10 protein-coding genes are annotated in these 14947 nt (G+C 57.1%); 2 read left to right on the forward strand and 8 right to left on the reverse strand.

Features of this window, described 5'->3' with window-relative positions:
- Positions 1–14 precede the first annotated feature (14 nt).
- The 3 genes from BTJ39_RS05270 to BTJ39_RS05280 form a co-directional block, all read right to left on the reverse strand.
- Entirely contained in the window at positions 15–1067 is a 1053-nt protein-coding gene (locus BTJ39_RS05270; RefSeq protein ID WP_078001625.1) for an ABC transporter ATP-binding protein, read from the reverse strand.
- Complete coding sequence (locus BTJ39_RS05275) at positions 1064–3295, reverse strand: ABC transporter permease (RefSeq protein WP_078001626.1); 2232 nt, start codon at positions 3293–3295, stop codon at positions 1064–1066. The genes BTJ39_RS05270 and BTJ39_RS05275 overlap by 4 nt, the downstream gene beginning before the upstream one ends.
- A 112-nt stretch (positions 3296–3407) precedes the next feature.
- Positions 3408–4436, reverse strand: coding sequence for an ABC transporter substrate-binding protein (locus BTJ39_RS05280; RefSeq protein ID WP_078001627.1), 1029 nt, complete (start codon positions 4434–4436; stop codon positions 3408–3410).
- 452 nt (positions 4437–4888) lie between these two features.
- Here BTJ39_RS05280 and BTJ39_RS05290 point away from each other — a divergent pair, with 452 nt between their 5' ends.
- The gene (locus tag BTJ39_RS05290) at positions 4889–5917 is read left to right on the forward strand and encodes a LacI family DNA-binding transcriptional regulator (protein ID WP_078001629.1); all 1029 of its coding nucleotides are present in this window, start codon (positions 4889–4891) and stop codon (positions 5915–5917) included.
- Positions 5918–7241: 1324 nt separating this feature from the next.
- Here the strand turns inward: BTJ39_RS05290 and BTJ39_RS05300 are convergent.
- The 3 genes from BTJ39_RS05300 to BTJ39_RS05310 are packed head-to-tail and all read right to left on the reverse strand — an operon-like array spanning position 7242 to position 11832.
- Positions 7242–8495: a cytochrome c gene (locus BTJ39_RS05300; protein WP_078001631.1), complete on the reverse strand. Its 1254-nt coding sequence runs from the start codon at positions 8493–8495 to the stop codon at positions 7242–7244.
- A complete protein-coding gene (locus tag BTJ39_RS05305; protein ID WP_078001632.1) occupies positions 8492–9046 on the reverse strand; it encodes a (2Fe-2S)-binding protein in 555 nt (184 codons plus the stop codon). Before BTJ39_RS05305 ends, BTJ39_RS05300 begins: the two co-directional genes overlap by 4 nt.
- Positions 9043–11832, reverse strand: a complete 2790-nt coding sequence (locus BTJ39_RS05310; protein WP_078001633.1) for a xanthine dehydrogenase family protein molybdopterin-binding subunit — start codon at positions 11830–11832, stop codon at positions 9043–9045. The genes BTJ39_RS05305 and BTJ39_RS05310 overlap by 4 nt, the downstream gene beginning before the upstream one ends.
- Before the next feature lie 502 nt (positions 11833–12334).
- Here BTJ39_RS05310 and BTJ39_RS05315 point away from each other — a divergent pair.
- Positions 12335–13330 carry an XdhC family protein gene (locus BTJ39_RS05315; protein ID WP_078001634.1) on the forward strand — a complete coding sequence of 332 codons (996 nt, stop codon included), beginning with the start codon at positions 12335–12337 and terminating at the stop codon, positions 13328–13330.
- A 504-nt stretch (positions 13331–13834) separates the two neighbouring features.
- Here BTJ39_RS05315 and BTJ39_RS05320 read toward each other — a convergent pair.
- A complete protein-coding gene (locus tag BTJ39_RS05320; RefSeq protein WP_078001635.1) occupies positions 13835–14131 on the reverse strand; it encodes a hypothetical protein in 297 nt (98 codons plus the stop codon).
- A 163-nt stretch (positions 14132–14294) separates the two neighbouring features.
- Positions 14295–14540, reverse strand: a complete 246-nt coding sequence (gene ycgZ, locus BTJ39_RS05325) for a regulatory protein YcgZ (RefSeq protein ID WP_078001636.1) — start codon at positions 14538–14540, stop codon at positions 14295–14297.
- Positions 14541–14947 lie beyond the last annotated feature (407 nt).

The raw sequence follows: 14947 nt of genomic DNA on the forward strand, positions 1-14947 counted from the left end.
AATCCTTATAAAAATTAGTTGGCAATCAACGCCAGCCCCTGCGGCTTGAAATCCACCGCAACCGAGGCCGATATGGCGAGCTGCTGTTCCATTAATGCGTCAACGATAAATAGCGCACCCAGTTCAGTCTGCACTTCATATTCAATATGGTCGCCAAGCCAGGTGCGGTGAATTATCTCGCCGCGCAGCGCTCCGGCGTCGTTATCCGTCAGGGTGATAAACTGCGGACGTACCGACAGTTGCGCCGCGCCGGTACGCCCCGCATGACCGCGCACGCGATACTGCTGGCGGCCAAGCCTGACCAGCGCGTAGTCATCTTCATGGCGCTCTATTTCGCAGGGGAGGATATTGGCCTCGCCCATAAAGTCGGCAATAAAAACCGATTCCGGCGAATGGTAAAGGGTTTCCGGCGCGCCCTGTTGAGCAATATCGCCTTCTTTCATGACAATGATTTTATCGGAGACCGCTAGCGCCTCCTCCTGATCGTGGGTAACGTATACCGCAGTAAAACCCAGCCGCTGCTGCAGGTCGCGGATGTCAGTACGCACCCGACGGCGCAGGCGCTCGTCAAGGTTGGAAAGCGGTTCATCCAGCAGCAGCACCTGAGGCTCCAGCACCAGCGCGCGCGCCACTGCAATGCGCTGCTGCTGCCCGCCGGAAAGCTCAGAGGGCAGACGGCCGCCCTGATTCTCCAGCCCGACCAGCCGCAGCCCTTCGCGGGCGCGATCCTGTGCTTCACGCTTTGCCACGCCACCCGATTGCAGGCCGTACATGATATTTTCCAGCGCGGTCATATGGGGGAAAAGCGCATAGGACTGAAACACCATGGCGACGTCACGCTCGTTAGCCGGCAGGTGGGTAACATCTTTACCGCCGATCAAAATACGCCCGGAGGTGGGGTGTTCCAGCCCGGCCAGCAGCCTTAACGTCGTGGTTTTACCACAGCCGGACGGCCCAAGCAGCGTAACCAGCGTACCGGCCTCCACCGTCAGGGAGAGATCGGGCAAGGCGGTAAAGCCGGCGAAGCGTTTAGAGACATGTTCGAAGACGACAGAACCCGCGTTCATACGGCGCTCTCCTGAGTTAATGAGGTTGGTGCGGAAGGGGCGGCAAGCACCGCCGGCTTAGCGACGCGGCGCAGCCGACGCTCGCCGACCAGCAGCTGGAACAGGCCGATAATGGTCAACATCACGACGATAAGCACCGAAGAATAGGCAATGGCAACGCCGTACTCACCGTTTTCCACCAGCCCGACGATGTATGAGGTCGCCATGTTGTACTGCGCGCTGACCAGAAATATTACCGCGCTGATCGAGGTTATCGCCCGGACAAAGGCATACACCAGCGCGGCGCTGATTGCCGGCTTCAGCAGCGGTAGCACCACCTTACGCAAAGTGCGGAAACTGTTGGCGCCCAGCGTCAGTGAGGCTTCATCAAGACTCTTATCCAGCTGCGACATAGCAGCGATGCCGCCACGAACGCCAACCGGCATATTGCGAAAAACGAAGCAGGCGATCAGGATCATTGCCGTACCGGTGATCTCCAGCGGCGGCAGGTTGTAGGCCATCACATAGCTGACGCCAATCACCGTACCGGGAATGGCAAAGCTGAGCATCAGCATAAACTCAAAGGTTTGCCGGCCGGCGAACTTCTGGCGCACGATAAGCCAGGCGGTAAGCAAGCCAACCGCAGCGGTCAGCGGCGCCGCGATCAGCGCGATCTCAAGCGTCGTCCAGAATGAGTTCCAGGCCACCCCGCTCCATGCCAGATGCCCATCGCTAAGGCTGACACGGAAGGCGCGGATGTAATGATTCAGCGTTAGCGAGTTGTCCAGTCCCCAGGACTGGACAAAGCCGCCAACCATGATCATGCCATAGATAACCAGGGTAAACAGTCCCCAGGGAATAACCATGCCGTACACCCCGGCGCGCAGCGCTTTTGGCAACTCTCCGTGCCTGCCGCTGTCCCCTTTGCCGGTGACGGTGGCAAAGTTTTTGCCTCCCAGCCACAGCCGCTGAAGAATAAATGCCGCCAGGGTAAAGCACAGCAGGATCATTGCCAGCACTGCCGCCCGGCTGGGATCGTTTTGCGCACCGACCACGGAAAAGAATATCTCGGTGGAGAGCACCCCGTGGCTGCCGCCCAGTACCATCGGGTTGCCAAAATCCGCCATGCTTTCGATAAAGCTAATCAAAAAGGCGTTCGCCAGTCCCGGCGCCATCAGCGGCAGAGAAATACGGCTAAAGGTACGCCAGCGGTTGGCCCGCAGCGTCTGGGAGGCTTCCTCCAGCGACGGACTGACGCCTTCAACGACGCCAATCAGCACCAGAAAAGCAATGGGTGTAAACGACAGTACCTGAGCGATCCAGATGCCGGTCATACCGTACAGCCAACGCCCGGGTTCAATACCAAACAGCGCTGCCAACTGGCCGGTTACCACGCCTGAGCGGCCAAATAGCAGGATCAGCGCCAGGCCGATAACAAACGGCGGCGTAATGATCGGCAAAATAGTCAGCATGCGCAGCGCTTTTTTAAACGGCAGCGCGGTGCGGGTCGCGGCCAGCGCGAATGCCAATCCGAGCAGCGTCGAGCCGCCGGCGGTCATTAACGCCAGAAACAGCGTGCGCCAGGCGGTTCCACAGCTGCCGCCGGCAAAACATGACAGACTCCAGATTGACGGATCGCGCAGGTTAGTCAGCAGGCCATCTGGCTGAAAGCTACCGTCGACATCCTGCACCGATACCGCAAACATACTGAGCACCGGATAAAGTACAAAGGTGCTTACCAGCGCTACCAGCATCAGGATCGACGCCACAACGAAAGCATCCCCTTTCAGCACGCCGCGCTCAGCAAGGGCAAAAGAAAACAGCAGCAGAAAGGTCACCAGCATCAGCAGCGCGCCGGCCCCCATCGCCGGCTGTCCCTGCTCAAGGGCGCCGAACAGATTCTCCAGCCATAGCCAGCTCCAGCCGCTGTAGCCAATCGCATGGCCTTCAAAAACCAGATAAGCAATGGCGATAGCGCTGCACACCAGCAGCAGCCAGCTGCGCATTCTTCCGGGAGCCAGCAGCCCAGCCGCCGCGCACAGCGCGTAAAGAACCACGACCGGCGCCAGCCAGGGATGCTGATAAAATGTCATTTGCCACAGCGCAGGCGCGCTGGCGGCGTCACTCCACAGGGTGGTTAACCACTGCCCGTCAAAGAAACCCGACTCCAGGCTGTACCAGGGCAGTAGCGCCAAGGCGGCGGCGCCGATAATCAGTGCGCCTGTCAGACGGCGATTGTTCGCATTCATGGATCACCCCGACCAGTCGATGCGTGCTGATGCGGAAATCAGGCCTTGGCCCCCGCTCTTCAGCAAGATAAGCGTGCATCCGGCGCTACGCGCCGGACGATTATTGGTGCGTTTACTGCGCGCTGGCGCCGATCTCTTTATCCCAGCGGCTGAGCAGCGCCTTGCGTTTGGCGGAGTCACCGTAGGTTTTAAAGTCGTAATCAATCAGCTTGATATTCTCAAAACGCGGTGCGTATTCAGAAATTTCGGCATCACGATTAGATGGGAGCTGGAAAGATTTGGCTTCTTTCATATGCGACTGCGCCTTGGCGCTCAGCGCCCAGTCGTACCACGCTTTCGCATTGGCCAGATTGCGGGCGCCTTTAACGATCGACATCGAACCGATTTCAAAGCCGGTTCCCTCGCAAGGAGCTACCGATTTCACCGGAAAACCGTCGACCTGCATTGCCACGGCGTCATGCATAAACACGATGCCGACGGTAGTCTCACCGCGCGCAGCGGCTTTGACCGGCGCCGAACCGGATTTGGTGTACTGCGAGACGTTGGCGTTAAGCTTTTTCAGGTAATCGAAGGCCTGGTCTTCGCCCATGATCTGCACCAGCGTCGCCAGGGTGTTATAGGCAGTGCCGGAGGAGTTAGGGTTGGCGATTTGGATCTCACCTTTCAGCGCCGGGTTCAGCAAGTCAGCCCAGCAGGCTGGCGGCTTAATTTTCTTTTCGGCGAGTAGCTTGGTGTTGTAACCCCAGCCCAGCGCGCCGGCATAGATCCCCACCGTACGGTAACCGGAAATCTCTGCCTGCTTTTTAGCCCAGTCCTGCTGCTGGTCAAGCAGCGGCGATTTGTATTCCTGGGTCAGCTTCTCTTCGGCAGCCTGCATATGAGGATCGCCGGTGCCCGCCCACCAGATATCCGTTCTCGGATTGCGCGCTTCGCTACGAAGACGCGCATAGGCTTCACCGGCAGACAGGCGCACCATGCTGACGTGGATGTCAGGGTGCTCTTTGCTGAAGATGCGCGTCATATGCTCGCAGACCACTACATCCGCCGAGCAGATCATATTAAGATTGCCCGCCGCTGAAGCGGCCAGTGGCAGCGAACTACAGCCTAAGACGATAGCAACGGGTAACAGGGTGTGGCGCATGATGTTCTCCTTGGTCCATAGGGATGGTGCTTCACTGGCACCTTTCTTTGCACATGTGTGCAAATTAGTAGAGAACAACAAATAGCCTGTCAATGCACATGTAGAGCATTTGATAATCAATGTCACAAAAATGAAACAATATATTTACAGATTTGCGTTTGCTGACCCGTTCCGCGAGCTTTAACGGCAGACCAAAACCGCTTACAGCCCATCATATCAGGCGAAAATAAGGTATACGAACCGGTAACACCGGCATTTTCGCCTGCGGCCCGTAGCAATCTGAGACGCAGGGTGTAGCTCAATTCAGCATTCCCTGCCCCGCGCTTAAGCGTGCGCTGGCGCCAGTGAACTTAGCAGATTTGTTACTTTCTCGTGACAGAGTGACAAGTTTTTTTGCACAGCTTTGCAAAGTAAGGCAAACTGCGTAATTATTTTTGTCTCCGGGGCTGAGAATGGCCAATGTAAAGACAGCGATAAGCGCGCAGGATGTGGCCAGGCGCGCAGGCGTCTCGCGCTCTGCGGTGTCGCGCACCTTTACGCCGGGCGCCAGTGTTTCGGAAAATACCCGCGCTCGCGTCATGAAGGCGGCGCAAGAACTGGGCTATCACGTTAATCACCTTGCTCGTGGTCTGGTGCGCAACCGCAGCGGCATTGTCTGCCTGATCGTATCGGAAATCGCCACCCCCTATCGCGCCTCGCTGGTACGCTGGCTAAGCCACTATTTACAGCAGGCCGGCAAAGTGGCAATGCTGATCAATACCGACCGCTCCGATAACAGCGTGTCGCTGGCGCTACAGCAGGCGATAAACTTTCGCGCCGATGCTTCGATCATTCTTTCCGGCATGCCGGATAAAGCCATCACCCAACTTTGCTACAAGCACGGTCAGCGGCTGGTGCTGATCAATCGCGACGAAACCCTGCCCGACTCGCTGAATATTAATCTTGATTCTGCCAACGCCGCAGAAACGGCGGTAATGGCCTTTTTACGCGCGGGCTGCCGCCATCTTGCCTTCGCGAACTCGCAGGCCGGAACCCCCAGCCTGACCCGCCGCGAAAGCGACTTTATCGCCGCCGCCGCGCAGGCCGGACTGCAAGCGGTGGTTGAACGGGTTGGCAGCACCTCATATGAAAGTGGTCGCCAGTTGGCGCAGCGCTTGCTGACGCGCCATCAGCGCCCGGACGCGGTGTTTTGCGTCACCGACCTGGTCGCCTGCGGCTTTATGGATGAAGCGCGTCACCGCTTTGCACTGCGGGTACCGGACGACCTCTGCATTGTCGGCTTTGATAACATTCCGCAATCGGGCTGGTCCTCCTACAACCTCACCACCTTCGCCCAGCCCGCCGAGCAATTTGCCTGCGACGCGGTGCAATGGCTGGTCACCGGCGAGCAGGAAGAACCCGCAGCTGGCGCAGAATTACGCAACGACAGCCGCCTCTATCAGCCCGAGCTGGTCTGGCGCGGCTCAGTACGTGGCGGATAAAGTGACAACGTCACAATTAGATAATTTTGCGCTAAGGTGAATCTAAACAGCACCAGCACCTGTCAGTGCACGGCATACCCTCAGTGCTGTAAGCCCGGCACAAGCAAATCCGTGTGGCCTGACTACGCAAACGGCAGACCTTCATCGCTGTAAGCCCGGTATCCAGGTCACAGAAGGCCCGGCTGCTTTCTGCACCGGCGCAAGCACGTCCGTGTGGCCTGGCGCACGGCCATCCCTGGCCGCGAGCCTGCTGAAATCAGCCGGGCCTTCTCCTCCCCCGCAAACTTCTTCATCGCTTTCAGTAAAAAGATAAAAGCAGGTCTGCGCCGGGTTAAACACCAGCAACCTTTCCTTGCTTTTAAGCAGAAGATAATCACTGCCGCACCCAACGCCTTCATTGATTAAAACGGATGCCGCCTTCAGCAAATCTATGCCCACGGTGTTATCGATTAAAAACGAATGCCGTCTCCCACAAACCTGCGTCAACAGGCTTTTCTGCGCCGAGCGAATGAAGCCCGCCAGGGTGAGCCGCAGGGAGGCGGCGAAAGTAAGCGCTGCGTCGGGAACGCATCGCGAACGGCCCGTCAGGCGGGCTGAAGCAGTGAGGGAATGGCGCAGCCACGCAGAAACTGCCGGAAGTCCGGGGTCAAGGGGCCATGACGTTTGATGGCCCCTTGCCGGTCGCCCGCAGCGGCGGGCAACTATGCCACCAGCCTGGCAGGCGAGCGGAACAACCCACCGACAGTGAACGAAGCATCCATCACAGCTGAAAGCAGCCAACCAGGCAAACGGAATACTCCACCGCTGGTGAACAGCAACAAACCAGCCCTAACGCCGTTATCGATTAAAAACGGATGCCGTTTCAGCAAACCTGAACCAACAGGCTTTTCTGCGCCGAGCGAATGAAGCCCGCCAGGGTGAGCCGCAGGGAGGCGGCGAAAGTAAGCGCTGCGTCGGGAACGCATCGCGAACGGCCCGTACGGCGGGCTACATGCGTGAGGGAAGGGCGCAGCCACGCAGAAACTGCCGGAAGTCCGGGGTCAAGGGGCCATGACGTTTGATGGCCCCTTGCCGGTCGCCCGCAGCGGCGGGCAACGATGGCACTGGCCGCGCAGGCGAACGGAACAACCCACCAAAGGTGAAATAAGCGGCCTACCGTGCAAGCGAACGGAACAACCCACCGCAGGTGGAGAAATCAGCCAACGGCCCGGCGAACGGAACAACCCACCGAAGGTGAAACAAATCGGGCAGGCTGGGAGGGATTTACAGATCCGGGTCAAAGGGCCGTGATGCCAGACGGCCCTGAACCTCCCCCCATCCTTATTTAATGACTTTTACGCAGCGCCTTCACCTGCTGCGGCGTAACGTTCGCCGGCAGCCCCCCCCATCTGGCGCGCAGATAGTTCACCAGCGCGGCAACATCATCATCATTCAGGCGGCTGCTAAAACCATGCATGCTTTGCATACTTTCGCCGTGCGGAAACTGCTGGGCGGGCAGGCCATCAAGCACTGAAACAATCAGATTTCTGCTATCGGGCTGGCGCAGCGTGGCGTTGTTTTGCATCGCTACCGCTACGTGCGGTTTCCCCTCGCCTTCGCGGGCGTGGCAGCCGGAGCACTGGTCGAGATAAAGCATGTGACCGCGATCGCCGGACGTCGCAGTTTGCGCTACGCTGCTAACCGGCAATGGGGCTACTGGCTTATCGCCTGTCAGATAGGTCACCAGCGCTTCACGGTCATCGGGTGACAGATAGCGCGTACTTAGATCCACCACCATATGCATATCGCTGAAGGCGGAGCCCTGCGGCGCGAGACCGGTTGCCAGAAAGCTATTTAAATCATTAGCCTGCCAGCCGCGCTGCGCCAGCGCCTGCGGGGTGATAGCTGGCGCGCTAAATCGCTCCGGTACGCCGCCCTGCATCGTTTTATCCAGATCCATCTGACCAAGCTTGCCGCGCGGGGTATGACATTCACCGCAGTGGCCAAGCACGTCGACCAGGTAGCGCCCACGCTGCCAGAGGGCTGAGTTGCCCTGAGAAACTGCCGGTAAAGGATCATGGTTGAAAAACAGCAGATTCCAGCCAATCATCGCCATGCGCTGGTTGAACGGGAATGGCAGGTTGTTTTTCGGCGGCGCGACCTCTACCGCCGGCTGCGTCATCAGCCAGGCGTAGATGTCATCGGAATCCTGACGGGTCATTCCTTTATACGAGGTGTAAGGCATCGCCGGGTAGAGATGACGTCCGCCGGGCGCGATGCCAGCGGTTAGCGCCCGGTAGAAATCGTCACGCGTCCAGCGCCCGATGCCATAATCGGCTGAGGGCGTCAGGTTGCTGCCGTAAATAGTGCCGAACGGCGTTTTTAGCGGATAGCCACCGGCCAGCGGCGCACCGCCTTCCGCCGTATGACAGGCTGCGCAGTCGGCCGCGCGCGTCAGATAGCGCCCGCGCGCCAGCTGCTGCGCACTGGCGGTGACCTTTTGCACCGGTGCATCATTGTGCCGGTTTTCCCGCCACCACAACACGGCAATAATGATAATAATCGCCAGTAGAATCAGTAAAGCGAGACGTTTAATCATTGTGTCGTCTCCTTCACCAGACCCGGCGTTTTCAGCACCAGATCGCGCACCGCTTCGTAATAGCGCACATAGCCCGTACAGCGGCAGATATGATTATTTAGCGCTTCAACGATGGCATCTTCCAGCTTGTCACGCTCAACCGGCTGATGTTTGAGCTTTTCGATAAAAATAGTGGCGGCGTTAACAAAACCTGGAGTGCAATAACCGCACTGAAAGCTGAAATGTTCGAGAAACGCCTGCTGCACCGGTGAGATAGCAATCACTTCGCCCTGCTCGTTCTGCTGGCTATGTCCTTCAACGGTACGTACTTTTTTACCGTTAAAGAAATGGGCGCCGGTGATACAGGTTCGCACCTCCTCGCTGGTACCGTCCGGGTTATCGACGATTGCCACGCAGGCGTGACAGATCCCCTGACCACAGCCGAGTCGGGAGCCTGTCAGCGCCACATACTCGTGCAGGAAATCGATCATCATCAGCCCCTCCGGCACCTCAATCGGGCCGTACGAGCGGCCATTGATGGTCAGAGAACAGGGACGGGTTTTTATGCTCATTGTAATACCTCACGAATATTTTCTGCACGGACGGGCAAATCACGGAAACGATGACCAGTTGCATCGGCGATAGCGTTAATCAACGCGGCGACCACCGGGATCATCACCACCTCGGCGATGCCTTTCGGCGGGTCGGTTTCCGACAGCGCGGGCAGCACGTCGCCGGTCTGCTTCCAGACCGCTACGTCGCTGGCGCGCGGCAGCTGATAACGGTTAAAATTCCAGGTTCCGTTGCCAGGCCCATCCTCATACAGCGGTAAATATTCGTGCAGCGCATGGCCGATCCCCATAGCCAGACCGCCCTGTAGCTGGCCAGAGACCAGTTCAGGCACAATCAGATTGCCGCACTCCATAATGGAATGATGATTAAGAAGTTCTACCTGTCCGCTGGCGCGATCTACCGCCACTTCAACCAGGGTGCCAACGGCGCTGTAGTAGGTTACCGAAGCGTTGTTACGCTGCATCGGCGGATAAAACACCTTGCTGCGCGCCAGAGTGCGATAGTCTTGCTTGCCATGGCGCAGCGCCAGGCCATCGATCGGCAGGCGAGTTTGCGTACCATTTAGCAAAAACTCTGCTTCGCCCCACTGCCAGCGATTGAATACGTGCACCGTCGCGCCGGTGACGCCGCCCATTTGCCAGGCTTTTTTTGCCAGCAGCGCCAACGGTAGAATTTGCATACCATCCGCCGTCAGGCCCCCCTCCACCCAGCGCGCATCCTCTTTGCGAACGATCAGCGGGGCAGCCTGCCCACCGCCAATACCAGACTGCCAGATAGCCAGCGCCGCCGGCCACAGGCCGTAGTCAAACAACAGGCGCGCCGCTTCTCGCGTGCTATGGGAAAAGTAATAGGCGGAGTTACTGGCGCTTGAAGGCGAACAGTAAGAAGGCGTCCAGTTGGGATTGACGCTGGCGCTGTCCATATCCTGCTGTGACATCAGGTAGGGGTCACCGCTGGTTACCATCGGCAGCGAAGACCAGTCGGTAACCGAAAAATGTGCTTCATCCGCCGGCTTACCCAGCCACTGCGCACAAACTACCGACTGCGAGGTCGACATACCGGTACCCATCTCTGCTCCGCTGTGATGCAGCGTTATCCGTCCATCTTCGCTCAGTTCAACCCTGGCAAATGAGGTCTCCGCGCCGGTGCCGAAGTCTTTCTGCACGCAGCCAAAGCCCACACCGTAGCGTTTGCCGGGGTTGTTATGCTCAAAATCAGCCTTGCGCTGTTTGCGCTGCTGCCAGATTTCATGCTGCGCGGCCTTTGCCAACACCTCGTCGGCGCGGATGGCGCCGGCGGGTATCGCGCCCTGAGTGTTCTTCATTCCGGATTTCAGCACATTGCGCTGGCGGAAGACGATGGGGTCCAGCTTCAGTTCCGCTGCCAGTTCATCCACCATCATTTCGGTGGCGGCCATGCTTTGCAAGGTGCCATAGCCCCGCGCGGAACCAGCATCAATAGCACGCGTGGCAAGGCCTACGGCGGAAAGATCGCTTTTCGGGAAATAGTAAATTGACTGCGCGGCGGTGGCGCCAACCATTGATACGGAGGGGGTAAAATTGCTGCGTCCGCCGCCGTTAGCCGTCATCTCACCGAAAAATGACTGCATTTCACCGCTGCGCTTGTCCACGGCAATGGTGTAATTAAGATTGAAAGCGTGGCGCTTCAGCCCGGTTTGAAATTGTTCGTAGCGATCGTTAGCCAGCCGTACCGGATAGCCGTCGCCATACAGCGCCGCAACCGCGCCATAGTAAGGAAAATTGCAGTGGTCTTTTGAACCATACCCCACGGTGTAGCAGGGATGCAGGATCAGCTGCTTCACCGGATGGCGGCTGCTGCCCAGCATCTGCGGCATGCCTTCCGCCAGTTCCTGCGGTGACTGCGTCGGCACCACCATATGCAACACACCGGCAGCCCGATCAAACCAGCCGTTAGCGTTATCCGGCTCCAGCGCGGCAGTGTCGATCGACTGCGTAGTATAGCGACGCGACATTACCAGCCAGTCGGCCGGTGGCTGTTGCAACTCATCAGCTATGGTTGCTGCATAATACATGCCCTGCTGATCCAGCTTGCCGCCCTCCTTCCCTTGCGGCCACACCGGCAGGTGCTTTTTCATCGCCGAGGGAAAGATTGGCGTGTCTTTCAGGCTGGAAAAATGGTCGTCGTCAAAGGGGCTGGCGCCACCCACGCGCACAAAGCGAAACGTTCCCCACGGGTCGCGCGCCAGGGGGCCGGTTTCTGCACCATAGTTGATCACTTCATCTTTAAATTTCAGCCGATCTTTAGCAAAGCGGAAGCGGGCAAAGTCGTGGTAAATCAGGATAGCCACCGCCTGACCGAGGTAGGCGGGCGTTTTACCGGTCGGCAACAGCATGTCGTCGCCGTAAAACGCCGGGAAAGCCAGACCGTCACGCGCCAGATCGTCAGCCGTTACCAGCCGGTCCGGCTGCAGGTCATCAGCTAACAGTTCAAGGTTGATACCGGTAAACAGGCGGTCGGCGCGCGTGGTGCGCACAATAAAAGCATGGGCTTGCTTTTGCGGCCAGTGCGGCATATCCGCCGCCCGGATATCACGCGCGAACACCTTCTTGCCGGTCACCTTGGCGCGACCGTCAATACGCAGGCGGATTCGTTTTTTATCGGCATCCCAGTCCGGTAGCTGAAGAATTTTATCTTCAAACAACGCGGCATAAGCCCGGCTATGGAGTGGAGCCAGATAGACAGCAACCCCGGCAATCACAGCGCCTTTAAGAAAGCGGCGCCGTGATGAATTAATATTGCTCATAAATAACCTGCATATTTTATAGTAATTAGCTGTTTTGTTGCGCAATCGTACTTCATGCGGCTTCCAGGATGATGAGATTAATGTTATCAGCATAATAATTAGGTGATTAACGTATCGTTTTCAGAAAAAACACGATTTAATAACACATCAGGTTTACAAGAGGATAAATTGTATGCGCATGACGCGATTGATTAAGCCGACTGACCGCGAACGGGGTGTGAGCGTCGCCTCAATGCGGATTGCGAAAGATGAAGTCGACAACGTATTTAACCCGCAGCAAAGCTTGTGCAAACCACCAGCGCCGGATGCAACGGGAGGGTTTTTGGGACGGATTTTGCTTCAGACTGGACATCTGCATTATTGCGCAACGCCTTGTGCTCAATGCGTAAACGCGATAATAATGACGCCGGTTTTAGCATGCAATATGCAAACTTAGGATGCGCACTATATGCATACTCACCCGATGATTTTTCCTCTTAGCGCCGGATAATTAGCCAACGACATGCAACATCTTGATATTGCCGTCATCAATCAGGCCATCGACTGGCTGCCTCAGCGTCCGGTCTGGCTGTGTACCGTGTTGAGCACCTATGGCTCGTCGCCGCGCGCGCCCGGTTCGCTGATGGTGGCTGATGGCCGGCAGCGCTATTGCGGCTCGCTGTCAGGAGGTTGTATTGAAGAGGATTTTTTGCAGCGCATCGCCGCCGGCGAATATCAGGCGGCAAGTCAGATTATCCGCTATGGTGAAGGCGCCCTGACGCCGAATATTGCGCTACCCTGCGGCGGCTCGCTGGACGTATTAATTGAGTATTTAACGCCAGATGAAGCCAGCATGAGTTATCTGCGGCAGATTGCCGCCGCGCTAACCGGCCACTATGCGCTGGAGAAAAGCATCACCCTGCCGGCGGCCGGCGAGATCCGTCGGTGTGAAAATTTTACCGGTACGCGCCAGGTCGTGCGCCGCGGCAGTCAGGTCAGATTATTTATCGCCGCCGCGCCGCAGCTGTTAATCGCCGGGCTGTCGAGCGTCGCCCTTTACTGCGCGGAGTTTGCCAACGCGCTGGGATTTCACGTCATCGTGTGTGAGAACCGCGCCGAAGCACTGGAGAATTTTGCCCCGCAGCTGACCTCAGAAATCACGCTGCTGCGCCAGTTTCCGGCGAAGTATATTGAGCAAAACGGCTGCCATGCCAATACCGCGGTGGTTGCCCTGACCCACGATCCGCGCATGGACGATCTGACGTTAATGGAGGCCATTGATACGCCAGCGTTTTATATTGGCGCGATGGGATCGTTGCGCAACAGTCAGCAGCGCCTCAAGCGGCTGCAAACCATTGCTGAGTTTACCGACCAGCAGCTAAGCCGCATCAATGCGCCTATCGGCCTGCCGCTGGGGAGCAAAACGCCCGCTGAAATTGCGCTGGCAGTCATGGCCGATATCGTGCAGCGCAAAAATCAAACCGCCGCCAGCGATGGCGAAGCCGCTGGCGCCAGCTGATCGATAAAGCCCGTCGCCTGGTTTTTTACGGCAATAGCCGCGCCGTCTGAAGAAAGGTGATAGCAAACCGTTCCTGGATAATGCAGCGGTAACTAACGTCTATTTCAGCCAGCCGCCGGGAAAACGCGCCAGCTCAGGCCCCAGCGACGAAACTGCCGGTGCGCCAATCAGCGCCCGACAAGCAGTAAAAAAGGTGTGCAGCCACCGCGTTGAATTGCGATCTCAGATTTAGCGGATCTTAGCGCCCGGCAGAATAATCGGCAGACAGAAAAACGTGGGGTATGCAGCCACCACGGTGAGTTGCGATTGCGGATTTAGCGGATCTTAGCGCCCGGCAGGAATAATCGGCAGACAGAAAAACGTGGGGTATGCAGCTACCACGGTGAGCAACAATTTCGGATTAGGCAGTTATCAGCGCCCGGCAGGAATAGCTGGCAAGCAGAAAAGAGACGGGGACAGCGCGTAGCATTTACCGTGACGCGGCGGCGTTGATCCGCCGTGGCGTCAATGCTTGCGCGAGCCGCTGCCAGCGCTGTGATGATCAAACACTGATCTTGGACCGTTCTGCTGTCCGGCGGCATCCCGAGCTGTCTGGTGCCGGTATGCGTCAATGCTCTGTTTAACTTCTCTGGTGGCACGTAGAATTGACTCACGCCGCATCAGATTTTGCTCTTGCGCGGCCATACGTCTGAGTTCATCGGTTAACGCTCTGCTGTTAACCGGGCCTTCAGACTCCAGTAGCGTCATCACGGCTTCACCGATCAGTTTATCAATGAGTTTATCGTCATCGCTTCTGTTCATTACTGCATCTCTGATTGCCGTTACGTTTGCTGTAAACCTTAATTCTGCTGGCAACGGTTTAGTTTCCAGCAGAATGGGGTCACCAAGGCTGCAACGTCATCTTCGGAACTCCCTGCTTATTTCACACCGCGTTCATCGTCGCGATATCCTTATATAGGTAGTATTAGCGCTGGCGGTCAAACAGCAGTCCGATAAGCTCATGGTAATGGCTTTCTTCTTCTGGCCCACCGGCCAGTTCAAGACGACGTAGCAGTTTGGTACAAATTGATTTGCGATTCAGATTGCGACCGTCGCGCAGAATTTCAACCACGATCTGCCCCAGCGTTTCCTGCTGAGAGGGTAAGCTGGCCTTGCTGAAATAATGGGCAATGGCATCCGCTGTATTAAGGTTATATCCGTTCTGACGCATTATGTACCCCATCCAAATAAAGTGCAGGCGCTCCTGCGTGGCAAAGTTATACAGCTAAAATATTAATGTACAACTAAGGAGAACAGATTTCGGGCAGTAAAGCTTTGGCAAAAAGTGCGATCGTTAGCTGGCAATAAAACATACGGATAATTCTTAATACGCTAAGCGTTATGGGCGGAATTTTTCTACCATTAAAAACGTGAACCGCCCGCCGCCCCTGCCCCCGCTATGCTTAGCCAGTTTCGCCATAAGCTGCTGGCGCGGCTAAAATCCGGTCAGCGCCGGGACGCTCTCCTGCCCGATAGCAGATTTTCTGCCAGGCAACGTAAAGCCGATGCACAACCAATAATAGACAATGCCGGTAAAGATAAACAAGTTTGCGGGCCAAACCTGTACAAGATTATTAA

It is taken from the genome of Izhakiella australiensis, assembly GCF_002006995.1.
GTDB classification, from domain to species: Bacteria; Pseudomonadota; Gammaproteobacteria; order Enterobacterales; family Enterobacteriaceae; genus Izhakiella; species Izhakiella australiensis.

What these genes read in the sequence shown, in the direction of transcription:
- BTJ39_RS05270 (WP_078001625.1), bottom strand. Translation starts at nt 1,067, where the DNA reads ATGAACGCGGGTTCTGTCGTCTTCGAACATGTCTCTAAACGCTTCGCC.
- BTJ39_RS05275 (WP_078001626.1), bottom strand. Translation starts at nt 3,295, where the DNA reads ATGAATGCGAACAATCGCCGTCTGACAGGCGCACTGATTATCGGCGCC.
- BTJ39_RS05280 (WP_078001627.1), bottom strand. Translation starts at nt 4,436, where the DNA reads ATGCGCCACACCCTGTTACCCGTTGCTATCGTCTTAGGCTGTAGTTCG.
- BTJ39_RS05290 (WP_078001629.1), top strand. Translation starts at nt 4,889, where the DNA reads ATGGCCAATGTAAAGACAGCGATAAGCGCGCAGGATGTGGCCAGGCGC.
- BTJ39_RS05300 (WP_078001631.1), bottom strand. Translation starts at nt 8,495, where the DNA reads ATGATTAAACGTCTCGCTTTACTGATTCTACTGGCGATTATTATCATT.
- BTJ39_RS05305 (WP_078001632.1), bottom strand. Translation starts at nt 9,046, where the DNA reads ATGAGCATAAAAACCCGTCCCTGTTCTCTGACCATCAATGGCCGCTCG.
- BTJ39_RS05310 (WP_078001633.1), bottom strand. Translation starts at nt 11,832, where the DNA reads ATGAGCAATATTAATTCATCACGGCGCCGCTTTCTTAAAGGCGCTGTG.
- BTJ39_RS05315 (WP_078001634.1), top strand. Translation starts at nt 12,335, where the DNA reads ATGCAACATCTTGATATTGCCGTCATCAATCAGGCCATCGACTGGCTG.
- BTJ39_RS05320 (WP_078001635.1), bottom strand. Translation starts at nt 14,131, where the DNA reads ATGAACAGAAGCGATGACGATAAACTCATTGATAAACTGATCGGTGAA.
- ycgZ (WP_078001636.1), bottom strand. Translation starts at nt 14,540, where the DNA reads ATGCGTCAGAACGGATATAACCTTAATACAGCGGATGCCATTGCCCAT.